Origin of the sequence: Komagataeibacter diospyri, from assembly GCF_043995075.1 — a bacterium.
GTDB lineage: Bacteria > Pseudomonadota > Alphaproteobacteria > Acetobacterales > Acetobacteraceae > Komagataeibacter > Komagataeibacter diospyri.
Window position 1 is genome coordinate 100,562 of the sequence record NZ_CP171836.1, and the last position, 21,597, is coordinate 122,158.

General features: G+C 55.7%; 26 protein-coding genes and 3 pseudogenes. 15 read left to right on the forward strand and 14 right to left on the reverse strand.

Annotated features, from left to right (window positions below):
- Positions 1 to 44: 44 nt before the first annotated feature.
- From ACE2AA_RS00485 to ACE2AA_RS00500, 4 genes are all read right to left on the reverse strand, one after another.
- The gene (locus ACE2AA_RS00485; RefSeq protein WP_395370598.1) at positions 45 to 446 is read right to left on the reverse strand and encodes a nuclear transport factor 2 family protein; all 402 of its coding nucleotides are present in this window, start codon (positions 444 to 446) and stop codon (positions 45 to 47) included.
- 41 nt (positions 447 to 487) lie between these two features.
- Positions 488 to 1,228: an SDR family NAD(P)-dependent oxidoreductase gene (locus ACE2AA_RS00490; RefSeq protein WP_395370599.1), complete on the reverse strand. Its 741-nt coding sequence runs from the start codon at positions 1,226 to 1,228 to the stop codon at positions 488 to 490.
- An 89-nt stretch (positions 1,229 to 1,317) separates the two neighbouring features.
- On the reverse strand, positions 1,318 to 1,890 hold the full coding sequence (locus tag ACE2AA_RS00495) for a TetR/AcrR family transcriptional regulator (protein ID WP_395370601.1): 573 nt from the start codon (positions 1,888 to 1,890) through the stop codon (positions 1,318 to 1,320).
- Between the two features lie 53 nt (positions 1,891 to 1,943).
- A complete protein-coding gene (locus ACE2AA_RS00500) occupies positions 1,944 to 2,576 on the reverse strand; it encodes an FMN-binding negative transcriptional regulator (protein ID WP_395370602.1) in 633 nt (210 codons plus the stop codon).
- A 71-nt stretch (positions 2,577 to 2,647) separates the two neighbouring features.
- Here ACE2AA_RS00500 and ACE2AA_RS00505 point away from each other — a divergent pair, with 71 nt between their 5' ends.
- A complete protein-coding gene (locus ACE2AA_RS00505; RefSeq protein WP_395370604.1) occupies positions 2,648 to 4,138 on the forward strand; it encodes a PLP-dependent aminotransferase family protein in 1,491 nt (496 codons plus the stop codon).
- 188 nt (positions 4,139 to 4,326) lie between these two features.
- Here the strand turns inward: ACE2AA_RS00505 and ACE2AA_RS00510 are convergent, their stop codons facing one another.
- The 4 genes from ACE2AA_RS00510 to ACE2AA_RS00525 form a co-directional block, all read right to left on the reverse strand.
- A complete protein-coding gene (locus ACE2AA_RS00510) occupies positions 4,327 to 6,051 on the reverse strand; it encodes a recombinase family protein (RefSeq protein WP_395370606.1) in 1,725 nt (574 codons plus the stop codon).
- A 14-nt stretch (positions 6,052 to 6,065) separates the two neighbouring features.
- Positions 6,066 to 6,446, reverse strand: coding sequence for a type II toxin-antitoxin system HigA family antitoxin (locus tag ACE2AA_RS00515; protein WP_395370609.1), 381 nt, complete (start codon positions 6,444 to 6,446; stop codon positions 6,066 to 6,068).
- Positions 6,436 to 6,759, reverse strand: coding sequence for a type II toxin-antitoxin system HigB family toxin (locus tag ACE2AA_RS00520; protein ID WP_395370611.1), 324 nt, complete (start codon positions 6,757 to 6,759; stop codon positions 6,436 to 6,438). Before ACE2AA_RS00520 ends, ACE2AA_RS00515 begins: the two co-directional genes overlap by 11 nt.
- Before the next feature lie 100 nt (positions 6,760 to 6,859).
- Positions 6,860 to 7,090, reverse strand: a complete 231-nt coding sequence (locus tag ACE2AA_RS00525; protein ID WP_395370613.1) for a hypothetical protein — start codon at positions 7,088 to 7,090, stop codon at positions 6,860 to 6,862.
- Positions 7,091 to 7,207: 117 nt separating this feature from the next.
- Here ACE2AA_RS00525 and ACE2AA_RS00530 point away from each other — a divergent pair, with 117 nt between their 5' ends.
- From ACE2AA_RS00530 to ACE2AA_RS00545, 4 genes and pseudogenes are all read left to right on the forward strand, one after another.
- The gene (locus ACE2AA_RS00530; RefSeq protein ID WP_395372058.1) at positions 7,208 to 7,924 is read left to right on the forward strand and encodes a DUF2726 domain-containing protein; all 717 of its coding nucleotides are present in this window, start codon (positions 7,208 to 7,210) and stop codon (positions 7,922 to 7,924) included.
- Between the two features lie 203 nt (positions 7,925 to 8,127).
- Positions 8,128 to 8,807 (forward strand): annotated as a pseudogene (locus ACE2AA_RS00535) (DNA methyltransferase).
- Between the two features lie 303 nt (positions 8,808 to 9,110).
- Positions 9,111 to 9,227 (forward strand): transcriptional regulator domain-containing protein, encoded by a 117-nt coding sequence (locus ACE2AA_RS00540; RefSeq protein ID WP_395370615.1) that lies wholly within the window; start codon positions 9,111 to 9,113, stop codon positions 9,225 to 9,227.
- A 139-nt stretch (positions 9,228 to 9,366) separates the two neighbouring features.
- Positions 9,367 to 9,900: a DUF2285 domain-containing protein gene (locus ACE2AA_RS00545; RefSeq protein WP_395370616.1), complete on the forward strand. Its 534-nt coding sequence runs from the start codon at positions 9,367 to 9,369 to the stop codon at positions 9,898 to 9,900.
- A gap of 84 nt (positions 9,901 to 9,984) precedes the next feature.
- Here the strand turns inward: ACE2AA_RS00545 and ACE2AA_RS00550 are convergent, their stop codons facing one another.
- The 4 genes from ACE2AA_RS00550 to ACE2AA_RS00565 form a co-directional block, all read right to left on the reverse strand.
- Positions 9,985 to 10,539, reverse strand: coding sequence for a hypothetical protein (locus ACE2AA_RS00550; RefSeq protein ID WP_395370619.1), 555 nt, complete (start codon positions 10,537 to 10,539; stop codon positions 9,985 to 9,987).
- A 2-nt stretch (positions 10,540 to 10,541) separates the two neighbouring features.
- Positions 10,542 to 10,829 (reverse strand): hypothetical protein, encoded by a 288-nt coding sequence (locus tag ACE2AA_RS00555; RefSeq protein WP_395370620.1) that lies wholly within the window; start codon positions 10,827 to 10,829, stop codon positions 10,542 to 10,544.
- A gap of 217 nt (positions 10,830 to 11,046) precedes the next feature.
- Positions 11,047 to 11,442 carry a transposase gene (locus tag ACE2AA_RS00560; RefSeq protein ID WP_395370622.1) on the reverse strand — a complete coding sequence of 132 codons (396 nt, stop codon included), beginning with the start codon at positions 11,440 to 11,442 and terminating at the stop codon, positions 11,047 to 11,049.
- Between the two features lie 8 nt (positions 11,443 to 11,450).
- Positions 11,451 to 11,810: a transposase gene (locus ACE2AA_RS00565; RefSeq protein ID WP_395370623.1), complete on the reverse strand. Its 360-nt coding sequence runs from the start codon at positions 11,808 to 11,810 to the stop codon at positions 11,451 to 11,453.
- Between ACE2AA_RS00565 and ACE2AA_RS00570 the strand changes: the two genes are divergently transcribed.
- From ACE2AA_RS00570 to ACE2AA_RS00580, 3 genes and pseudogenes are all read left to right on the forward strand, one after another.
- Positions 11,715 to 11,984 carry a helix-turn-helix transcriptional regulator gene (locus ACE2AA_RS00570; protein ID WP_395370625.1) on the forward strand — a complete coding sequence of 90 codons (270 nt, stop codon included), beginning with the start codon at positions 11,715 to 11,717 and terminating at the stop codon, positions 11,982 to 11,984. The genes ACE2AA_RS00565 and ACE2AA_RS00570 overlap by 96 nt on opposite strands.
- On the forward strand, positions 11,985 to 12,992 hold the full coding sequence (locus ACE2AA_RS00575; RefSeq protein WP_395370627.1) for a replication initiator protein A: 1,008 nt from the start codon (positions 11,985 to 11,987) through the stop codon (positions 12,990 to 12,992).
- 120 nt (positions 12,993 to 13,112) lie between these two features.
- Positions 13,113 to 13,828: pseudogene (locus ACE2AA_RS00580) on the forward strand (IS5 family transposase).
- Positions 13,829 to 13,837: 9 nt separating this feature from the next.
- Here the strand turns inward: ACE2AA_RS00580 and ACE2AA_RS00585 are convergent.
- Positions 13,838 to 13,954, reverse strand: a pseudogene (locus tag ACE2AA_RS00585) (transposase); the annotation flags it as partial.
- Between the two features lie 155 nt (positions 13,955 to 14,109).
- Here ACE2AA_RS00585 and ACE2AA_RS00590 point away from each other — a divergent pair.
- From ACE2AA_RS00590 to ACE2AA_RS00620, 7 genes are all read left to right on the forward strand, one after another.
- Positions 14,110 to 14,925: a hypothetical protein gene (locus tag ACE2AA_RS00590; protein WP_395370629.1), complete on the forward strand. Its 816-nt coding sequence runs from the start codon at positions 14,110 to 14,112 to the stop codon at positions 14,923 to 14,925.
- 466 nt (positions 14,926 to 15,391) lie between these two features.
- A complete protein-coding gene (locus ACE2AA_RS00595; protein WP_395370630.1) occupies positions 15,392 to 15,895 on the forward strand; it encodes an RNA polymerase sigma factor in 504 nt (167 codons plus the stop codon).
- An 87-nt stretch (positions 15,896 to 15,982) separates the two neighbouring features.
- Positions 15,983 to 16,954: a FecR family protein gene (locus tag ACE2AA_RS00600; protein WP_395370631.1), complete on the forward strand. Its 972-nt coding sequence runs from the start codon at positions 15,983 to 15,985 to the stop codon at positions 16,952 to 16,954.
- A gap of 114 nt (positions 16,955 to 17,068) precedes the next feature.
- On the forward strand, positions 17,069 to 18,694 hold the full coding sequence (locus tag ACE2AA_RS00605) for a TonB-dependent siderophore receptor (RefSeq protein WP_395370632.1): 1,626 nt from the start codon (positions 17,069 to 17,071) through the stop codon (positions 18,692 to 18,694).
- A gap of 15 nt (positions 18,695 to 18,709) precedes the next feature.
- Positions 18,710 to 19,615: a TonB-dependent siderophore receptor gene (locus tag ACE2AA_RS00610; RefSeq protein WP_395372060.1), complete on the forward strand. Its 906-nt coding sequence runs from the start codon at positions 18,710 to 18,712 to the stop codon at positions 19,613 to 19,615.
- A 396-nt stretch (positions 19,616 to 20,011) separates the two neighbouring features.
- Complete coding sequence (locus tag ACE2AA_RS00615) at positions 20,012 to 20,137, forward strand: transcriptional regulator domain-containing protein (RefSeq protein WP_395370634.1); 126 nt, start codon at positions 20,012 to 20,014, stop codon at positions 20,135 to 20,137.
- A gap of 28 nt (positions 20,138 to 20,165) precedes the next feature.
- Positions 20,166 to 20,711: a DNA -binding domain-containing protein gene (locus ACE2AA_RS00620; protein WP_395370636.1), complete on the forward strand. Its 546-nt coding sequence runs from the start codon at positions 20,166 to 20,168 to the stop codon at positions 20,709 to 20,711.
- A 173-nt stretch (positions 20,712 to 20,884) separates the two neighbouring features.
- On the opposite strand, the gene ACE2AA_RS00625 is transcribed toward ACE2AA_RS00620, so the two are convergent.
- The gene (locus ACE2AA_RS00625) at positions 20,885 to 21,337 is read right to left on the reverse strand and encodes a hypothetical protein (RefSeq protein ID WP_395370637.1); all 453 of its coding nucleotides are present in this window, start codon (positions 21,335 to 21,337) and stop codon (positions 20,885 to 20,887) included.
- Positions 21,338 to 21,597: the final 260 nt, after the last annotated feature.

Consider the following 21,597-nt stretch of genomic DNA (forward strand, 5'->3'; position numbering starts at 1 on the left):
TCAGTCTTCCTTGGAATGATTAGTCAAAAGGGATATGAGTCAGGTCACGACTGCGACGCCGCAAGCGGCTTCGTGGCGTTCAGGGCCGCGCGGGCGGACTGGCCGTCGCTGTAATCATGCCAGAGCACGATCCGGCCATTGCGGACCTCATAGGTCGCCATGTTGGGGATGGCAGCGGCTTCACGATCGGGCAGGGCCAGGTGATGGATCTGTTCGGCCAGCACGATCGCGCCGTTGACGGCCTGATGGATCGTCTCGAAACGCACCTGCGCGAACGTCTCGAAGACCCGCTTCCAGATCTGCACGACGTTCTCTTTGCCGCGCACTTCGGGGTCGCCGTGGTTGGAAAACACAATGGCGTCGTCAAAGAATGTCCCGAGCAGGTCCGCATCCCTCTGCTCAAAGGACGCGACGAACTGCCGGACTGTTTCTCCTGCATCTGACATCTGGACTGTCCTTTGCTGGGAATGGTTCCGGTCGGCCGGGATCAGGCGGAGTAACCGCCGTCGATCGTCAGCAGGGAGCCCGTGATGAAGCTGGATTCAGGGCTGGCGAGATAGGCCACGAAGCTCGCGACTTCCGCATCCGACCCCAGGCGGCCGAGCGCCATGCGGGGACGCAGCATGTCACGCATCGCGTCGTTCCTGATGTTGTCGGTTTCGGTCGGGCCGGGCTCGATCGCGTTGATCGTGATTCCGCGCGGCCCGAGATCGCGGGCAATGGCGCGCGTCATGGAGCTGACGGCGCCCTTGGTCATCGCGTAGGCGAAGGAGCCGGGGAAGGCGGTGTAATGCGCGACCACGCTGCTGTTGTTGATGATCCGTCCGCCTTCCTTCATGTGCGGGACGGCTGCCTGAATCGCGACGAAGGTGCCGCGCACATTGACGGCGAACATCCTGTCGAAGGTGTCGAGCGCGAACTCGTCCACCGGTCCACCGAGCACGATGCCGGCGTTGTTCACCAGAATGTCGAGGCCGCCCAGTTCCGCGACCGTGCGCGACACGGCAGCCCTGATTTCATCGGCACTGGTGTTGTCCGCCCTGATGGCGAGGGCCTTGCCCCCGCTTGCTACAACTTCGAATGCAACCCTGTTGGCTTCATCGGCCGAGGCGGCATAGGTGAAGGCTACGGCCGCGCCATCTGCCGCGAGGCGACGGACAATGGCAGCACCGATTCCGCGCGATCCGCCCGTAACAAAAGCAACTTTTCCGGTCAGCGAAAGGCTCATTGGTGGAAACTCCTGGTCGATCTGCTGACTGTTCGTTCAGTTTTATGGAACGAACAGTCAAATAAAGAACAAAAAAAGGGGGCTTTCCCCTAGGCAAGACAGCGTAGGGCCATCTGGGCGGTGGCGCGCAGGTCGTCGCGTGTCGCGCCCCCGCGTGCCATGACTTTCAAGCCGATGAACGTCGCGTTGATGAACCGTGCGGCGTCCTTCGGATCAATCTCCGTCGGGATTTCGCCAAGATCCTTGCCGCGCTGGATCGTTGCGGCAAAAATGTTCTGCAGGCTCGCGGCCGATGATTTGCCAATGGTGGCCACTTCCCGGTCGCGTCGGCCAAATTCGCATATTGAGCCTACGCCAAGACACATGGTGTCATCCTGAATGCGGGCCGCGAAGCCCAGCAGGGCGGCTTCAATTCCGGCCAGAGGGGAACCGGCCGACTGGAGTGTCGCCGCGAGCTGTCCTACACTGTCGAAGCAGTAGTGCTGCAGCGCTTCAAGATACAGCGCATGCTTGTCCCCGAAAGTGTCGTACAGGCTCTGACGGCCGATCCCCATGCTTTTGACGAGTAATGCGGTCGACGTTCCTTCATACCCGTAGGTCGCGAAGGTCTTCGTTGCTGCGGCCAGGGCCGCATCCCGGTCAAATGCCTTGGGTCTTGCCATGCCCTGACATATCGGCGTTCTGGAACGATATGTCAAGAACAGGAAGCGATGTCTTATTTGCCATCCAGCGGAATCATGCCGGCAACTGCACGATCCAGCGGATCGCTGCTTTCCGCCAGCCCACGGGCGACGCCCGCCCGATCCTCGGCCGAGCGGTTCTGGCTCATCTTGCGCTTGCCCACCAGTCGGGTGATCGGCAGGCGCAGCCCGACGATGCCCTTGAGCTGCCCCTGAATGAAGGAATCCGGCGCATCCGTGACATGCCACGGCGTCTTCTGGTGTGCTTCGTGCCGGTCCGTCAGGCGCGTGACGACATCGAGCAGGTGGCTCGTATCGCTGAAGAACTCCACCGGACCGAATGCCTGTACGGCTTCGTAATCCCAGGTCGGGACGACCTTGTGGTTGACCTGCTTTGAGGGATACGAGCCAGCGCTGACATAGGCGTCCGCGCCCATGAAGATCGCCAGTGCCTCGCCGAGCACGGGCTCCTGCCATTGAGGGTTGGGCCTGGCGAGATGCCCGTAAAGCACCCCGTGCTCGCCCTTATCCGGGTCAAGAAACATCGGCAGCGGTGTTGCGATCGGCCCCGTGGCCGTCGCGGTGACAAACTGCGCCAGACGGGCGTTGCGAATGATCGCACGCAGCGTATCAGGGTTGTCTTCCCGGAAAGCGGATGGAACGTACATGGATTACTCCTTGGCTTTTCCAAAAAGTAGCGCGAGACTGGACCATTCTTAACGTCCAGTTCCGATAAATAATGACAGTCCAGTCTGACGATGCCGATCCGAAGCCATCCCGCACAAGGCGGCTGGGCGGGCGGCGGATCTACGAGGCGCTGAAGGCGCAGATCGGGGAGGGGCTGTATCAGCCCGGTGCGGCCATGCCTTCTACTCGCGCGCTTGCGACCGAGCTGGGGGTGGCGCGTTCGACCGTGACATCGGCCTACGAGCAGCTTCTGGCCGAGGGCTTCCTTGAGAGCCGTCAGGGCGCGCCAACGCGGGTTGCACCGTTTCTGCCCATTCCGGCTGAAGGTGCGGGAAGCGTACGTCCCCGGTCCCGGCATCGGCTTTCCGCCTATGGCGAACGGATGAAAATGCTGGCGGACAGGGCCGCTCCCACATCAGTCGACCGGGAGCCGGTCATCGACTTCCGCTATGGCGACCTGTCCACGGCGGATTTCCCGACCCTGCTGTGGAAGCGCGCGCTCTCGGCCGCCGCGTCGCATCGGCCAGACCGGCTGACCTATGGCCGTTCGGAAGGATCGCTACGGCTGCGCACGGCGCTGCAAGCCTATCTGTGGCGTGCGCGCGGCATCCGCTGCGACGCGGAACAGATCATCATCGTCAGCGGCTCGCAACAGGGCCTCGATCTGTGCGCGCGCATCCTGCTTGATCCTGCGGACAGGTTTGTCGTGGAAAATCCCTGCTACCAGATGGCCCGGCAGGCATTCGCCGCGACCGGGGCGGTGCCGGTTTCCGTTTCCGCCCGCGAAGACGGCCTTGATACGGGCCTTCTGGCCCACACGAACGCCCGTCTGGCCTACGTGACGCCTTCCCACCAGTTTCCCCTCGGCGGCGTCATGCCGGTTTCCCGACGCCAGCAGTTGCTTGCATGGGCCAGAGCGACTGGAGCTTATGTGGTGGAAGACGATTACGACGGCGAGTATCGCTACGACATCAAGCCCGTGCCGCCTTTGTATGGCCTTGGGAGCGAAACAGGCCGCGTCATCTATGCCGGGACGGTTTCCAAAACCCTCTCGCCGTCCCTGCGCATTGGCTATCTTATCGTGCCGTCCGGTCTGAAGCGGGTTTTTACCGCTGCCAAGCAGCTTGCGGACCGGCATACGCCAACGGTTGAACAGGACGCCCTCGCATCGCTTCTGGAAAGCGGGCTGTATGAACGGCACATCCGGCGTGTTCGCAGGCGTAACGGCGAACGTCGCCGCTGCCTGCTGGATGCTCTGGAACAGGCTTTTGGCGCGCAGATCGCAATCGAGGGCGCGGATGCCGGGCTGCATGTCGTGGTCTGGCTGCGCGACCTGCCCGCGACAGTGGAAGCCGAACTGGTTGCGCGCGGCCGTCAGAAGGGGATCGGCCTCTATCCGGTGTCGCCGCTTTATGATCCTGCGCGGTCGGAAGACGCCCCGGCCTGTGCGGGGCTGGTCATGGGATATGCAGCGCTGGACGACCGCCAGATCAGGCTGGGTGTCGGGATATTGGCCGAGGTAGTCCGGGGCATGACGGCGTAGTGCCGTCAGCGATGTGGCATCAGAGGACTTACCCGATATCGGAATCCGCGGGTCACTTTCTTTCGATGAGATCAGGCTCGTCCTTTTTGAACCCCGTCACCATTTCGAGGATTTGGGCAAGCAGCGCACCTTCCCTATAATAAGGATTCTGGTTGGATAAGCCCACGCGCGCTGGCATGATTGTTCTGTCATGCGGCGAGGCGGGGTATCTCACGGTCCACCAATCGCAAGTATCGTTGGTTGCCTTCCCCCGCAACCACCGATACCGACACTCCCGTGAGCAAAGCTCCGGGAATGTTTCTTTTTTCAGCCTTTCCAATGGCTTGCCGCTCGATCCAGTTCAGGATCGTGCCCAGTTCCCCATACAGCATCATGTCGATCTCGCCCCGGTTCGGGCCGGGAGTGAGCACGACCTTCTCGATCAGCGCCCGCAGCGCCTCAGCCGCTTCAAGCCGTTCCTCGGGGCGGTTGAGGGCGTCGGTCAGGCGGCAGACCTTGCGCGCGTAGATCGCCGATGCGCTCGGCAGCAGGTCAGGCACGTCATCGGGAACGCCGGAGAGTAGCGACGCCAGTTCGGCTTTGCGGGCTTCGAGCGTATCCATCTCTGCTTTCATGCTGGGATGGAACATGCCTTCCTTGATGGCTTCGATGATGCCCCGGATCTGCTTTTCGACCTTCACCTGTTCGACCTGCCAGACATCGGCGTTGGACCGCCGCTCGCGGTTGCGGCGGTTGGTCTCCTCGGCATAGGCGCGCATCGCCTCGGCCGCGATCTCGGGGGCCATCATCCGGTCCTTGAGGCCGGAGAGCACGCGGCGTTCCAGATCAGGACGGGGGATAGTGCGGCTGTTGGTGCAGGAGCCATTGGTGACATGGGACGAGCAGGCGAAACGGTCGGAGCCACGCAGCGTGTAGGGACCACCGCACTGACCGCAGAACAGCAGACCCGACAGCAGGGATTTCGGGCGGCGCGTGCCGTTGAGCCGGTTGCGCTTGTGATGCGCTCGCACGGCCTCGGTGACGTTGACGTATTTCTCGGCGATGACGCTCTGGCGGGCCTTGGTCGCCTGCCAGAGAGCATCATCGACGATCCGCAGATTGGACACGTCTGTAATAACCCATTCTGATTCTGGATTGAGGCGCGAGACGCGCTTGCCGGTGGACGGGTCTTTGACGTAACGCTGGCGGTTCCAGACCAGCCGGCCAATGTATAATTCGTTGTTGATGATGCCGGTACCACGCTTCACATGGCCCCGGATGGTGGTGTCGCTCCACAGCTTGCCCTCAGGGCCGGCGATGCCCTGATCGTTCAGGGCCTTGGCAATGGCACGCGGGCCGATGCCGGCGGCGAAGTCCCGGAAGATGCGGCGGATGGTGTCCGCCTGATGCGCGTCGATCTCGCGATCGCCCCGGATCTGTTCGCCCTTTGCGTCGAACTGCCGGACGACGCGATAGCCGTAGCAGAGACCGCCGCCGGATTTGCCGTCCTCGACCCGACCGCGCAGGCCACGATGGGTCTTCGCCGCCAGGTCTTTCAAGAACAGGGCGTTCATCGTGCCCTTGAGACCGACATGCAGTTCGCTGATTTCACCTTCGGCGAGGGTGACGATCGGCACGCCGGCGAATTTCAGGTGCTTGAACAGGGTGGCGACGTCAGCCTGGTCGCGCGAGATACGGTCCAGCGCTTCGGCAAGCACGATGTCGAACCGTCCGGCCTGCGCGTCCTGCAACAGGGTCTGGATGCCGGGACGCAGAATCATGCTGGCGCCGGAGATACCCGCATCCTTATAAGCACCAATGACCTTCCACTTCTCGCGTTTGGCGTGTTCCCGGCAAATGCGGAACTGATCGTCGATCGACGCCTCACGCTGGTTGTCGGACGAGTAGCGGGCATACAGGGCGACGCGGGTCATGGAGGTATTTCCTATCAGGCGACCTGGTCCATCCGGCTGGGCCGGATCAGCACCTCGGCCGAGATGCCGAGGCCGTCATGCAACTGGCGGATCATGTCGATCGACAGGCCCCGCTTGCGGTTCAGCACGTCCGCCACCCGGTTGCGTGGACCGATCATCGGCTCCAGATCCTTGCGGGTGAGGCCCTGTTGCTCCATGCGGAAGCGGATCGCCTCGACCGGATCTGGCGGGTCGATCGGATGGTGCTTCGCCTCATAGGCGTCGATCAGGGTCGCCAGCACGTCGAGCTTGTCGCCGTCTGGCGTGCCGCTTTTGGCACCCCACAGCCGGCCGACCTCCTCGAGTGCTGCGTCATAATCCGCTTCGTTGCGGATGGGTTTCAGATCAGCCGTCATGTTCCACCTCCGTCACGTCGATCCTGTCATACGCCTTGTGCGTGCCGATCCATTTGATCCAGACGATGCTTTTCTCGAAATCGACCGCCACGACCAGGCGATAGGCGTTGCCCTTTATGTTGAAGACGATTCGCGCGGCGCTGACGATGCTGGCCGTGGCATAGAGCCGCTTCACATCGGCGGTGCTCGTCCAGGCGGCCCTGCCGACTTCGGTGAACCAGGCGTCCAGCGCCGCCTTGACGGCCGGCTGGTCCTTCTGGCCCGCCAGACTGTCGACGAACTCTCTCAGCGTGCGGCGGGCGATGATCCTCATTGACTGACCTTATATCACGGGACCATAATGGTCACAAGAAAAATGCACGACTACCCGACGAAGGGTCGTTCGCCGGGGAACGCGCAGCCGGGGAGGGAGGCTACCGCATGGGGCCGGATCGGTTCTGCCGGGCCTGTTTCCGCTCCAGAGCGCGGGCACGCTCGAACTGCTCGCGGGCCATCTGCCGGCCGAGCAGGCGGGCGAGCAAGCGGATGGTGTCATCGGACGCGCGGAACGTCTCTTCGGTTGGTTCCGCCTCACTGGCGGGACCGAACACCTCGATCCTGATCCTGTCGGGTTTGCGTGCCATCCTGTCCACCTTCCCGGTCATGGGGCGACAGGACCGATGAAGGACAGGAGCAAGGGGATTTGAGAAGACCGTGCGACAGCCCATGCGGTAATCGGCGGTGATCGCGCAGTAAAGGGAGGCTTATCGGTCGTGGAAAAAATGCTCATTCTTCTGGCGATCGGATATGCCATTGGATTCTACATCCGGGGGCGACGCGCAACGGCCGATCTGGCGCAGGCAGGGCAGCAGATTGCTGAGAGGAACGCGCGGCTTCAGAGTCTGGATCGTCAGATCGCTGGACGCGATACCGAGCTTTCGTCTTTGCGTCGCCGAATTTCTACGCTGGAAGCACAGGCTGCCGACCAGAAGAAGGACGCGGAGCGTCGGCGGCAGTATTTTCAGGACAACGATCTGTCCAACACGCAAAATCAGCTACATTTCATCAGTCAGTGCAGTCTGCGGGCCGTCCGTCCCGTCAATAAGGAGGCTGTGCAGGTGCTCTACGCGCTTGACGAGTGGATCAAGACGTATCAGCCCGACTGGCGTTTCGCTTTCGAGGTTTCGATGGGTGGGTTCATCAGAACGACTTACGATCCGGAAGATCCGCGCCAGAAGCAGGCTTTCAGTTCCTATAGCGGCAAGCGTGTCGATTTCCTGCTGATCGATCGCTATGGGCTGCGAGTATTGGTGATTGAATATAACGGCACAGGCCACGACCTGTCCGGCGATGCTGATGACCGCATGGCGGTGAAGCGTCTGGCTTTGCAGAAGGCGGGTATCCCGCTGCTCGAAATTCCCGAAAAGATGGCCAGGCCTCAAATCATGGCTGCCATTTCCGAAGCTGCTGGGGCGGCTCTCAAGGTAAAAACAGGCTAATGGCTCCGCCCTCGCGCCAGCAAGGGTGCGCGTCAGCGCGCTGACGCCGCTCGATGGGGTGTCCCCGATCTTCCTGCGCTGCGCTTCGTGCAGACCGGGTGATACCCCTCCCCATCGGTCGCCCTTGCCGTTGCTACCCCGCTGCTCGCCGCGAGGCAGAGGAACAGCGGGGGCTGTTCCTCGCGGAACAAAGGGCAAAGACTATGACCGGCAACACCAACACGGCGACCGATTTCCGCAACACTATCCTGAACGGCGACAGCGTGGAACTGATGCGGGCAATGCCACGCAATTCGGTGGATTTTATTCTGACCGATCCACCTTACCTGGTGAACTATCGGGGCAGGGACGGGCGGAAGGTCCGCAACGACGATAATGCACGCTGGCTCCGTCCGGCGGTCAATCAGATGCACCGCCTTCTGAAATGGGGTGGTCTTGCCGTCAGTTTTTACGGGTGGAACAAGATCGACCTGTTTGCCGAAGCATGGAAGGCGGCCGGGTTTCGCATGGTCGGGCATATCGTCTTTCGCAAGTCCTATTCGTCCTCTTCCCGGTTTCTCCGGTATGAACACGAAAGCGCCTATCTTCTGGCCAAGGGGAATGTAACGCCCCCGGCAAAACCTATCCCCGACGTGCTCGATATGCCTATTCGGGCAATAAACTGCACCCGACGCAAAAGCCGGTGGCGGCCTTGCTTCCCCTGGTGGAAGCCTTCTGCCCAGTGAGTGGCCTAGTGCTGGACCCGTTCGCGGGTTCGGGTTCGTCGCTGGTGGCGGCGCAGCATCTTGGCCGCAATTGGCTGGGAATGGAACTGGATACGGATCATGCGGCAACGGCAACCCGGCGCCTGGCCTGGCACGCGGCGAAGAAATTAGCGGCATAGGGAGTGAACACCGCAGGGCGGACAATTCGGTTCTGCGGTGCCCGTTTTCTTGGCCTGTCTGTCCGCACAAATTTGCGCCGACCCGACTTCGCAGATCGGCGCGGGAAGACGGAAAATAAGCGCTGCTCGCCGGGCGGGTGCCCGGCTCGCGGACCATTCTGGCAGGCTCGGACAAACGCCATAACGTCGTACGATCTCGTTACGAGATCGACATATCTCCAAATGCAGTCTGCACAAAACCTTTCCATTGCGCATCCTGATGTTCCTGCTGCCAGAAGCAGGCGCAAGAGGAAGGGTAATGCGATGCCGATATCAGATTGGCAGTCGCCGGCCGCTTACGAACACGCAAAAGACATAGCTGCCGCCGGCATGGCCTGGGAATATCTTCGACGTGACGACGAATACCGTCGCGCGTTCTAGCAGATGAAAACGCTTCCAACTCGGAAGCCAAAAGGCACGAAAGCTTTCTCTGAACGATGGGGTTTGCGATTTCCCTGTCGATCCGGCGCAGCCTGCGGGTCGCACGCCTGTCTTCTGGGCACCAGAACTCTCGCCTGACGTGATCGAACTGCGTGCGGCGCTCATGGACACGAATGATCCGGCCGTCATGCCGATCAACCTCGCAGAATTATCGAACCTCGTTGCGCGGCTGGATGAAAATGATGCGTGGCATGGCTTTTGGCGGTCTGGCGCGTCGTCAAATCAGTTCTGGCTTCCGACACGTCCGGCAGGCGGACCTGCCACCTATGTCGTGATCCTGCCGCTTGATAAGCTGCTGGAACTTCGCGCGGAGGCCGTGCTGCGTTTATGGCGCGCGCTGGTCGGCCGGTCTATGGGCAGGTTGGCGCATGATCTCCCGCAGCAGACGCGGGACCGGCATATCCTGATGCTCAGGGCGTTTGATGGTCGGGCGGCTGGCGCGAGTTATCGCAAGCTCGCCGAGGTTTTGCTCCGGTTCGAAGGCAGGAAGGCCGATTGGGAAAATGATCCTCGTAAAAACCAGGTCCGTCGGCTTGTTGCCGATGGTCGGTATTATGTTCGGGGAGGTTATCGTGATCTGTTGCGCTATCCGATACGGCTGTCTGAGCGTTGAGGGGAGAAGGAGGGCTCATAGTTCGCGTTGGCCGCACAGCTAGGAAGGATTTTTCCAAAAAAGGATTAACTCTGAAAATTGCAGTTAATCTCTTAGTCTGCCTTTTAGAGATACTAAAAGTGAGACAGCGCTTTTGGCATCTCGATCAGCCTGGCTATTGGCTGCCTCCCAGTCTTTCAAGGCTTTTTTTACACGACGACGAAGTTGTCTGGCATCTGTTTCACTAAGTGACGCGCTTAAATTATAATCGGCGTCTTCTCGTTTTGCTTTCGCGTCTAGGTATGCTGTTGCGAGGTTTTTAACAAAAATTGGTGTTGTAACAGAGCCCGCAGGCGTTCCATGCAAGCGGAACAAGTCTTCTACTGATTTGTCAATCGTATTTCCTTTTAGTTTTGAAAATGCCGTTGTAAGACCCGTATGAGAAAGTGTTCTAATAAACAAACGTCGTCTTTGTAGAAATCGATGGCTGGTTCCAATAATCTGCGATGCAGATTCATCGAGTATAAAATGAAATAAGGCATAGTAGGTTGTTGAAATACTTCGTCTTATATAGGCAGATTTAAGAGGGCCTTTCTGTCCTTTTTTTCTAGAATAAAGGCGAGCAGAAGCTCGAAGTAAATCATTTGAAAATGCAGACATGACTAATTAGAGAACCTCACACTTGCAAATCTGTCATCATATTTCGATATATCTTCTTCTATTGTTCGAGTTATATCATCTAATTCCTCTTCTGATATTTCATGTAAATCTCTCGCATGAATTACGACTCTAATAAATTCTCCATCATCCCCATATTCGCTTGAATCTATATAAACGCTTTCCAGTTTGTTACCCATGGGTGAGTGTTTTATTACGTTAACAACTGATTTTTCTAAATCTGAAAAATCGGATTTTTCGTATTTGTATTTTATCATTTCCTCTTCCTTCAAGTTTGTTTCCTCATCTTACATTAGTATCCGTCTATTGAAATTATCATTATTTTCTCTGGAACGCGAGCATAGATCTTGTCCTTCTGACACGGTCTCGATCGAAAACGCTAATTTTTAAGTTCTTATCTTTTTATCTGATTTGAGAGCGAGATTGTGCAGCCGTTCAACAGAAAATCACAAATAATAAAAAAGTATTTCATTTGGGGCCTGTTGGGAATTATCTTGAATTGATGATTGCGCCAACGAGATAGATCATGGCTTCGAATGATCTGTCAGTCTTGTCGCTGCGCATGGCGATGCGCTTGAACTCCTTGAGCTTGCAGAAGAAGTTCTCAATGAGATGGCGTGCTTTGAACAGGACCCCATCGAACGGGCGTCTGTCGAGGCGGTTTTTGCGCTGGGGAATGACCACACAGGCCCCTTGCGCGCGTATGGCGTCCACGATCCAGTGGACGTCAAACGCTTTGTCAGCGAGAATCCCCTTGAAATCCGCCGGTTCGAGAAGGGGGGCAACCCCGACCGTGTCGTAATGCTGGCCGGGGATAAGCGTGAAGCGGACCAGATTGCCCAGGGCGTCGGTCATGGCGATGATCTTGGTCGACCACCCCGTCACACTGCGTCCTATCGCCTGATTCCGGGTCCCCCTTTTGCGCCCTGGCCGTGGCGATGAACCCGAATTACCGTACCGTCAATCATCGCGTATTCCATATCGGCATCGTCAGAGACAGCGTCAAAAAGCCGTTTGAAAACACCGGCTTTCATCCAGTCACTGTAGCGCGAGTAAACCGAGTTCCAATGTCCGAAATACGTCGGCAGATCCCGCCACGGTTCGCCATGGCCCGCTGTCGTCACCGACAGCCGCCGAACCCAACCGGAGGTCCGATCATGCTTGATCCCAAGACGGGGCTGCCGCCCCGTTTCCTGCGCACGCCCGATGCGGCGCGATTCCTCGGCATTTCCATCCGCACGCTGGAAAAACACCGGACCTACGGCACCGGCCCGACCTATCGGAAGATCGGTGGTCGTATCGTCTATGCCCTCCCAGATCTTCAGGGATGGGCCGAGAACGGTATCCGTAGGTCCACGACGGACGAGACACCCTGCCGCGTGTTTCCGGCCCGCCCACTGACCCCGGCCGAAAAGGCGACCCTCTGAATGGCTGGCGTCATGCCGCAGCACGGCCAGCGGGGGCGGGAGAGTGAGCGGCTTCGCCTCGCCCCCTTCGTGATCGCGGGTGGCGATGCCAGTCCCCGCGACCAGCGCGACCTGATGGAGCGGCCGTTCTTTTCGCTCTCCAAGGCAAAGCGGATCGCCCCGATCCTCTACGAGGCCGGCGGCCAGAGGGGCGAGATTCACGGCCTGGCCGAGCACGGTATGGCGACCATCTGGGATGCCGATGTGCTGATCTGGGCCGCCAGCCAGATTGTCGAGGCCGAGAATGCCGGCCTCCGGACATCCCGTTTCCTGCGCTTCACCCCGTACCGGCTTCTGACGGCTGTGGGCCGAGCCACGGGCGCACGGGACTACCGCTTGCTCAAGGCGGCGTTCACCCGCCTGCAATCGACCGTGATCCGCACCACCATCCGCAACGGCGAGCATTGGCGTCATCACCAGTTCTCCTGGATCAACGAATGGGAGGAACGGACCACCCGCGACGGTCGTGTCGAGGGCATGGAGTGCGTTCTGCCAGACTGGTTCTATCGCGGCGTCATCGACCGGTCACTGGTCCTGACAATTGACCCGGCCTATTTCCGTCTGACCGGCGGTATCGAGCGCTGGCTCTACCGTGTCGCCCGCAAACATGCCGGGCACCAGCCGCAGGGCTGGCTGTTTGAGATCGCGCACCTCCATGAAAAATCCGGCAGCCTGGCGCGTGTCTCCGATTTCGCGCTCGACCTTCGGCGTATCGCCGCCCGTCAGTCGCTCCCCGGTTATCGCCTCGCGATCCGCCACGAGAGGCAGCGGAAACTGCTGCATATTCGCCCCCTAAACTTATCCACAGTGCCTGTGGATGACGGTGTGGATGGACACGGGATTTCGGGCGCAGGGACTATCGGGACTTCGGGCGCATCACTATCGGGATTTCAGGCGCACGAACCCCAGTTAAGTCTTTGGCCTGAAACGCGGAATCGCGCTCCTAACTTACGGCGTGTCGTCAGTTAAGCCCTGAGTGTGGCAGGTGAGGGTTGTACTTTGTGTCTGCGTGTGCTGACTGTTTTCCCGTTTTTTGGGGGAGACAGACAGATGCGGCGCTATGGTTTACGCGATGACCAGTAGGAGCGGATAAAGGATTTTCTTCCCGGTTGAGAAGGCTATGTCGGCGGCACTGCGGCGGACAACCGTCTGTTCTTGGAGGCGGTGCTGTATCGCTATCACGCGGGTATTCCATGGCGCGACCTTCCTGCCCGTTTCGGGGACTGGAAAAACGTGCACCGGCGTCTGCGCCGCTGGTGTGAAAGCGGCGTCATCGAACGGGTATTTCGTTATCTGGCCGCTGATCATGACAACGAATACATGATGATCGACAGCACAATTGTCCGGGCGCATCAGCATAGTGCCGGAGCTCTCAGAAAAGGGGCACGGATCAGGCCATCGGACGATCACGAGGCGGGCTGACTACAAAGATCCATGCCATCTGCGACGCTCTGGGCAATCCGGTGGAACTCGGCATCACACCGGGACAGGATGCCGATATCACCCAGGCGGAACCACTTCTGGAAAACATCGACCCGGATGCTTTCCTTGCTGACAGGGCGTATGACGCGGACAGGTTGATCGATCGGCTGATACAGCGCGGGATTACCCCGGTCATCCCGCCAGAACGCAACAGAACGACACGACGGAAAACCGATTTTTCTCTCTACCGCGAACGGAACCTTGTTGAGAGGTTCTTCAATAAACTCAAGCAGTTTCGCGCTATCGCAACCCGCTACGATAAACTGAAATCGACCTTCCTCGCAGCCGTGCAGTTCGCCTCAATCATCATCCTGCTTAACTGACGACACGCCGTAGAACGTCGCGTCACTGATCCCGTGTTTGCAGCAAAGATCAGAGACCTTCATCCCGGCTTCTTGTTCCTTCAGTATCCCTATGATCTGCTCTTCCGTAAAACGACTGCGCTTCATCCGTCCGTACCCTTCTCGATCAGACTCTACGTTTTAATGGCTACATTTCCGGGGGGCACGTCACGTAAAACTGCCTATTCCGCCTCGACTTTTATCTATATAATGGATAGAGGAGTGTGAGTTATAATTGACCATTAATGTAGGAGTTGAAATAAATGGAATTAATTTTATGCCTTATGTTTATCGCTATTTTGGCAAGTCCATTTATTTCGAAAGAAATTTTTAAAAGTCTTCTGAAGAGAGGAGAGAACGACAGAAACGAAAAGTTGCGAGGGCTTATACAAGAACAAGTATTTACGTCAGTGGAAGATTATAAAAGACCCATTCAAGAGGAATTAACAAGGATCGTAAGTTCTTTAAAGCGAGAAGAAAATCAAGAGTTTGCAAAATTAACTGGGGAAGTCACTCGTGTTACCGAAGAATTTAAAACAATTACCGGAAGATCTTTAGATAGAAAAATAAGGTTTAACCAAAAAGAATATGAAGGTCTGGCTGAGTGTTGGTTGGACCTTAGAAATGCTTTTGAGGATATAAATAAAATCCTCCTTGAGCCTCTGGTATTGCAACCTATCGATGATCTTGATGAAGCAAAGTTAAATTCGTATCTTGATTTTTTAAAATTGAATGAGGACCAAAAAAATATAGTAAAAAATTCTAAAAATAAAGCTTTATCATTGTTTAATATTCAAACTGAAAGTAATATAGAAATAATAAGAGTTCGTTCTGAAAAGCTTATTAATTCTATATATAAATATCAGATATTTTTTGATGAAGAAATCTATGAAAAATTTCACAGACTTTTTACAATATCAGAGAATATTTGGTTTTGTAAGAAAAGAATTGCTAACCCATTCATTTCGGAGGAAACTAAAAACATCGATAAAAATTATATCCTTGAAAATAGTGGTATAAAAATTCAAAAAGAAATGTCTATTCTCCTTGTAGACATTAAAAATATACTAATGAGGTGAATGCTATTACTAAATCACATTAATGATTTTTATTCTTCGGTTCTGGAAATGGGAGCGACGTATATTATAAGTATAAGAATTTTATACTATATATTTTGATGGACTGGGCCAATGACTGAATTCAGCTTTATAGACTGAATTGATCAAACTTTTCAGATTTCTGCGAGGAGATAATTTGAGATAGGGGAAAATGTAGCTAGATAGAGAATAAGAGCTGCTGTTGGTATCGGGGGTTGCGTGCCCCCGCAACCACTTCCATCATAACTCGCTCATCATCGACGTGTGATTGTTCACTCGTCTGCCTCTGGTAGATGGGGATTGTTGCTGCTTAACTGCTCCGTGGTCTGCTTCTGTTCCCCTTGCTTGGATTGACGTTGTTCGCTACGAAAATGATAATGGGTCGCAATTAAGGCCCAGTGTATCAATGATCGGAACTGACTGACCAGTCAGGGGAATCACGCGTGGGATGTCGAACAACGTATCCATACTGAACAAGGCTTTCGTGTCGGAGCGTAATGCTCTGGGACGTCTCTTTCAGAAGATGGGCACCAACGTCGCGCCTGACGATTTACTCCAAACCCTCTGGATTCGTATTCAGAGAGTCGCAGAAAATCCTCCGATCCATAACGGCAAAGCGTATCTGTTTCGCCTCGCGTCTAATCTCGCAATAGATCAGGGCCGTGTAGATGCACGCGTCCAGCGTTTGCAGGATGAAGCGCGGTCAATCCTCTATGGGGACGAAACCAATACGCTGGACGCCGAAAAAGCATTTCTTGCGCGAGAGGAGCTTGAGCGCGTCATTGCCGCCGCCAAAAATCTGACTGAACCGACCCGTACCATCTTCTGGCTTAATCGTATCAAAGGGATGCCGATGGGCGATGTCGCCAGAACGATGGGCGTATCACGTACGACCGCCGATAAGCATCTGAAGCGCGCTATAGCTCAGCTTGGCGATGCGCGGGACGGCTGATATTTTCTGCAAGAGGGGTGAGGGATACGGGTTCGAGAAACGTCTCTATTCTTGCCGGACAGATAATCAACGGCTCTGAAAGCAGGCATGACCGATTTCAACGCATCCTATGACCGTGAGACGACAGAGGCGGCCCGCCATTGGATTGCGCGTCTTGCTTCGGGCGATATTTCCGAACAGGAGATGGCTTCCTACAAGCAATGGGTGGCGGATAAAAAGCACCATGAAGTTTTTCAACATGAACTAAAACTATGGCGCAGCCTGAACCTGATTGCGGATGATCTGGCTCCAAGTACTGCTATTTCCATTCAGGCAACGCGAATGAAACAGCGGCGACGCAAGGCCGTTGTCGCTTCTGTGTCTGCCATTGCTGCCTGTGTTGCGCTTCTGCTGGTTGTGCCCGACATCACCATGCGTCTGCGCGCCGACGACTGGACGACGAACCATATTGAGGAGGTGGTTTTGTCTGATGGTTCACATGTTGTCCTTGATGCGGATTCAGCCATTGCCGTGCATTATGAGCATGGGGCGCGTACTGTCGCATTATTGCGTGGGCGTGCCTGGTTCGACGTCAGGCATGACGCAGAGCGTCCGTTCCGGGTAGAGGCGGCGGGGAGTGTAGCCGAAGATATCGGAACGGCATTCGAAATCGATCGGCGCTTGACGGATGAAAGCGTCGAAACTTCCGTGCAAAGCGGTTCAGTACGCGTTTCCTCTCGGGATAACGGCTCTTCCGTTATTCTGACTGCTGGGCAGCGCGCCGTGTGGCGTGGCGATCATGTTTCACGGGGGGCTGACATTGCGCCTAATTCTGTAGCCTCATGGCGGGATGGTCAGCTTATGCTGACTTCCGTATCTGTTCGAGCGGCAGTCCAGACGATTGCCAGATATCGTGACGGCAGGACGTTCATTATCGGCAATATCGACGACCTTCCTCCCGTCACGGCTCTGGTGGACGCACGCAGGCCTGACGATGCGCTGGCTGCTTTGGCGTCTGGAACGTCCATAGATATCTATCGTTTGCCGGGCAGCATCGTCATCGTGCGTAGAAAAAACTAAAAAAACGTACCGTAGGGGTTTGGAAGCGGCCCACGAGAAGCGTCTTAGGAGTGCAAGAGGTAAGAACGCCTCGCAATTGCAGTTTTGAGAGCCGCATTCTTGGAGGGTTTTTCGTTGTCGCATGTTCTTCCAACCGGGCGTCGCCTTGGCATCTCGATGATGCTGGCGCTGGGAACGTCGCTTTCCGCACTGGGCGGCTCACCCGCTTTTGCTCAGCAAGGACAAGCCGCCATTCCTTCGATCCATCTCGATATTCCGCGCCAGCCACTCTCCGCTGCATTGCAGGCATTTTCGCGCCGAACCGGGATACAGGTGGTTTATACGGCCTCGATTGATGCGGGGATCATATCCCCCGGCATTTCTGGCGATTTCGATGCGATGACTGCTCTGTCAAGGCTTCTGTCAGGGACGGGGGTGACGTTTCGTCAATCAGGGAAGGGGGCTGTCGTCCTTGCAAAAGCCTCAGCCAATATAACCCTCGGTCCGGTGCGCGTGGGAGGAACTGTTGCGCGGCAAGATCCAACTGGTCCCGGCGTTGGGTATGTTGCCACGACCACCATGTCTGGGACAAAAACAGACACACCAATAACTGAAATCCCGAGTTCGATTTACGTTGTAACTAAACAGCAGATGCTCGACCAAGGCGCACAAACAGTCATGGACGCGCTGAAATACACAGCGGGCCTTTATGCTGGCGCTTCTGGCACTTTCAATAACGGTAATGCAGCAGCGGACAGTATATCGTTTTATCAAAGAGGCTTCTCTACAAACCAGTTTGTCGATGGTCTTTTAAGCAACTCGCAAAGTGCAGGCGAAACGGCTTTCTTGGAGCGTATTGAGGCCATCAATGGTCCAGCGTCGGTGATGTACGGCCAGACGACACCGGGCGGAATGCTTGCCATGAGCCTCAAGAAGCCAACTGACACGCCTTTGCATCAAGTTTCTGTCGGTTTTGGTAATTGGGGACGATATGAGTCTACGGTTGATTTCAGTGATAAACTGACCAAATCTGGCAATCTACGATATCGTGTCGCTGCGATTGGCGTAACCCAAGGGACACAAACTGACCATGTCGATTACCACAGGGTTGGTGTATTGCCTTCTATAACGTGGGATATCGATCATAAGACATCTTTGACCCTTTTAGGAATGTATATGTATACGCCAGGAACGGGCATTAGTGAATCTAATGACTATACTTTGAAAGGGTCATTAATTACGGACGGATATCGTCGAATTCCGCGAAGCAATTTCCTTGGCGCCACTAACTGGAACACGCAAGCAGATACGACTGCAATGTTTGAATACCAGTTTCAGCATAATTTTAATAAGTATATAAATTTCAGCCAGACATTTAGATACGAGCAAAGTAGCATGAATGATAAAGATTCATACTACGATGGTTCCGTAAACTCCGAAGAAGTATATCAGGCGCCAGAATGGGCTAAAGAGACCTTCAAAACTACCGCTCTTGATACCAGAGTATACGGAAAATTTCAGACGGGACCATTACAACATACATGGGTTGTTGGTTCTGATTTTAGATCCTATCATTATAATTGGTATTACCAGAGCGACCAAACGACGAGGGGGGATTTTATTGTAAATATATACAACCCAGGAGCAAGCTACACCCCTTGTTTTAGCACCTCTGCCTCAGCTGGCTGTAAAGGATACTTCGGCACATCGCGGTATGATTATTTTCAAGAGGGTATATATTTTCAAGATCAGATCAAGTAGAAGCGCTTATCAATCCTGTTGGGGGATAGGCAAGATTGGATCAACTATAATGGACACGCTTTGAGCCACACCTACGACAATACCAATGGACAAAATATTACAACAGAGACCCCAGGAAATACGGCACCACAACCAGCGAGCGCTTTTACCTGGAGGGCGGGTATTCTTTATAATTTCGCTTTTGGATTAACTCCTTATTTTAGTTATTCAACATCCTTCGTTCCTCAGACTTCAACAAACTATCAAGGACAGCCGTTCGCACCATTGACTGGGAAACAACTGGAAGTTGGTCTAAAATATAAGGTTCCTAACAAGGATATTCTGTTGACAGCTTCAGCTTTTCGTATCGATGAAGATCATTATCTGGAGCAAGATCCTGTCCACGTAAATTATAGTCTCGACGCAGGGCAAGTTCGTTCTCAAGGCTTTGAAGTTTCGGCGAACGCCAATATTACCAAAGACTTGAGGGCAATCGCGTCTTATAGTTACGTAGATATTCGTTACACAAAAAACAACGAAGAATCGCAAAGATATAATCCTTACACAGGTGCGTATTCGTCAAATTCTTTTTCTGAGCAAGGCAGGTTCGTTCCTTACGTGCCGCGTAACATGTTTTCAGTATTTCTGGACTATTCGCTCCCGGGAAACAGCCTAAAAGGTTTTGGTGTGAATGGAGGTATGCGCTATGTAGGATTTAGATACACCGATAACGTAGAATCGTTCAAAGCGCCCGCATATTTTCTGTTTGACATCGGTGCTCATTACGATTTCGGGGCATCCATTCCACATCTTAAAGGACTGAAAGCACAGTTGGCAATTTCCAACCTCACAAACAAGTATTACGTAACACAGTGCTCGGACTACGACTGTTACGTCGGTCAGGGGCGGAGAGTATATGGAAACCTGACGTATAACTGGTGAACTTTCATCATCCCAAACTACAGCGCCTTTTCCCCATTAAATTCAGCACTTTACCTATCATGTCAATGTAAAAGTCGGGGGGCAACCTCGCTGCAAGAAACGTGGACTGTCCCCCGGCAATATGCGCGGGGTAACCCATGTCAAAGTCGGTGGGTAATACTGCGCAACATGCGTGGGGCGTCGCTGCAATTTCCATAAGGTCACGCCGCACTGCGTGAGAACTCAATGTAACCAGACAAGTGGGGCTGCCTGACGGGCGCGGTGTGTTTTGTCTTGCCCGGTCGGTGGCTTCCCAGCCGAGAGGACTGTCTCCCATGCCATCCGACATCCGGCATTCCGAGGCCGATCTGGCCATTCTCAGAACCCTTCCGGCCTCCGCCCTTGCCCGGGGCCTTCATGCGACGCTGGTCCCGCTATATCAGCGATTATCGCGATATTCTGCTCCGGGCCGGGGCCAGCGCCAGTCCCTCGCTCCTGTGGGCGGCGTTCCGTGATCGATGGAGGTTGCAGTTTTGTCCATGATCCCGACATCCCCATAACCCGAAAACCCTTGATCTGGCGCAGGCAAGACACCACCCGGATCATCAGCCTGACGGATGCGCCACACGGTTTCACTGACCTGCGCTCTCTGGATTTCGAAGCGATGGGCCGTGTGCTTTTTGACAGCGAGGATGACGCGGGACGTTCCATCACCGTGACCGGTAGCTTCGGGACATTCTCCTTCCTGCTGGATGATCCCGCTGCTGCAAAGCCGCCCGCCGTGGTTATTCCGATAGACCCCCATTACCGAAGCCGCTGTGACGAGGCTGGCCGCTTCGTGTCCCATCATCTCGGTTTCAGACTACCCTCCCGTATGTCTCCTTCCATCACGCCGGTTCGCTCCCTGACTCTGATCCGCCGCCTGCATGCCTATGACCTGTATCGGGCAGGTGCCGATGAACGTCGGATTGCCGCCGTGCTGCTTGATCCTCGCGCCCTGACCATGCCTCTGGACGAATGGCGTGACCATACATGGCGCAGGACTGCCAAGGACTGGCGTGATGAAGGGATTGCCCTGGTTGAGGGCGGCTATCTCAAACTGCTGCTGGAAGGCTGAGGCCAAAGGAGAGATTCTGCCCCAAAATCCCCACTGTGCAGGCGGAATGGCAGGAAATCGCGCCTGAACTGAAAACCCTGCACACGACCGACCCGACATGCACATCAGAAGACAAGGCGCGACCGTGCTTCGTCGCCCGACGTGGCAGGCCGTTTTATCTTGCCTTCCTCTTTTTATTCTTTCCGGTCATGATCGAATACATGAAAATACTCCGGAATCCCCGCGATACGATAGCATAGAGCAGCATAGGGTGCCACGAAATACGCCATTCCACGTTTTGACCGGAAATCTACCGGATTGCGGGCCGAAAAAGAGGGCGTCGGACTGCATCCGGGGGATAAAAACCGGATGAATTTCACGTTCGTTTTCGCGTTTGCCGGATGCAGAAAAACGGACTCCCGAATGGCGTTTCGCGTGACGATCGGCGCGCAAAATCCCTGCCGGGAACGTGCCGTCATCACGTCACTGACCAATCGGTCAGTGTGCGCCCGGCCTGTTCCCGATCCACGCTGATTGCGTCTTTCGGTTGCGGGAAAGTTCGTGTCACTTAACGTCTGGTCCGATGCCTCGGCGGGCACGACATCGGCGGTGAAAACGAGCGTTGGACCGTCGGTGATGGCGATCATGCTCCCGCTGTTCGGGAAGCCTGCCAGCGTGCTCGCGTCCGTCAAGGGTTCGCGCGTTGCGCCGGTCTGGCGACCGCCCTTGACCGACACTGCGCGCGATGGCTAGACCGATGCCGAGCGGGACGGGAGAACGAGCTTTTCTCGTTGCGAACCGGTAAACGGGACATTGCTTTTTCTCGCCGGGCGCGTGACGATGACCAGTCGGTCAGGCCGCGTTTCGTTCATCTTCCACCGGACCGTTTTCCCGACTGGAAAGTTGC

Bases quoted from the DNA above. Each gene is read 5' to 3' on its own strand.
- ACE2AA_RS00485 (WP_395370598.1), bottom strand. From the start codon at position 446: ATGTCAGATGCAGGAGAAACAGTCCGGCAGTTCGTCGCGTCCTTTGAG.
- ACE2AA_RS00550 (WP_395370619.1), bottom strand. From the start codon at position 10,539: ATGTCTGCATTTTCAAATGATTTACTTCGAGCTTCTGCTCGCCTTTAT.
- ACE2AA_RS00515 (WP_395370609.1), bottom strand. From the start codon at position 6,446: ATGACGGCTGATCTGAAACCCATCCGCAACGAAGCGGATTATGACGCA.
- ACE2AA_RS00590 (WP_395370629.1), top strand. From the start codon at position 14,110: ATGGAATTAATTTTATGCCTTATGTTTATCGCTATTTTGGCAAGTCCA.
- ACE2AA_RS00540 (WP_395370615.1), top strand. From the start codon at position 9,111: ATGCCGATATCAGATTGGCAGTCGCCGGCCGCTTACGAACACGCAAAA.
- ACE2AA_RS00530 (WP_395372058.1), top strand. From the start codon at position 7,208: ATGCTCATTCTTCTGGCGATCGGATATGCCATTGGATTCTACATCCGG.
- ACE2AA_RS00595 (WP_395370630.1), top strand. From the start codon at position 15,392: ATGTCGAACAACGTATCCATACTGAACAAGGCTTTCGTGTCGGAGCGT.
- ACE2AA_RS00510 (WP_395370606.1), bottom strand. From the start codon at position 6,051: ATGACCCGCGTCGCCCTGTATGCCCGCTACTCGTCCGACAACCAGCGT.
- ACE2AA_RS00500 (WP_395370602.1), bottom strand. From the start codon at position 2,576: ATGTACGTTCCATCCGCTTTCCGGGAAGACAACCCTGATACGCTGCGT.
- ACE2AA_RS00615 (WP_395370634.1), top strand. From the start codon at position 20,012: ATGCGACGCTGGTCCCGCTATATCAGCGATTATCGCGATATTCTGCTC.
- ACE2AA_RS00505 (WP_395370604.1), top strand. From the start codon at position 2,648: ATGACAGTCCAGTCTGACGATGCCGATCCGAAGCCATCCCGCACAAGG.
- ACE2AA_RS00495 (WP_395370601.1), bottom strand. From the start codon at position 1,890: ATGGCAAGACCCAAGGCATTTGACCGGGATGCGGCCCTGGCCGCAGCA.
- ACE2AA_RS00520 (WP_395370611.1), bottom strand. From the start codon at position 6,759: ATGAGGATCATCGCCCGCCGCACGCTGAGAGAGTTCGTCGACAGTCTG.
- ACE2AA_RS00625 (WP_395370637.1), bottom strand. From the start codon at position 21,337: ATGATCGCCATCACCGACGGTCCAACGCTCGTTTTCACCGCCGATGTC.
- ACE2AA_RS00570 (WP_395370625.1), top strand. From the start codon at position 11,715: ATGCTTGATCCCAAGACGGGGCTGCCGCCCCGTTTCCTGCGCACGCCC.
- ACE2AA_RS00490 (WP_395370599.1), bottom strand. From the start codon at position 1,228: ATGAGCCTTTCGCTGACCGGAAAAGTTGCTTTTGTTACGGGCGGATCG.
- ACE2AA_RS00575 (WP_395370627.1), top strand. From the start codon at position 11,985: ATGGCTGGCGTCATGCCGCAGCACGGCCAGCGGGGGCGGGAGAGTGAG.
- ACE2AA_RS00525 (WP_395370613.1), bottom strand. From the start codon at position 7,090: ATGACCGGGAAGGTGGACAGGATGGCACGCAAACCCGACAGGATCAGG.
- ACE2AA_RS00600 (WP_395370631.1), top strand. From the start codon at position 15,983: ATGACCGATTTCAACGCATCCTATGACCGTGAGACGACAGAGGCGGCC.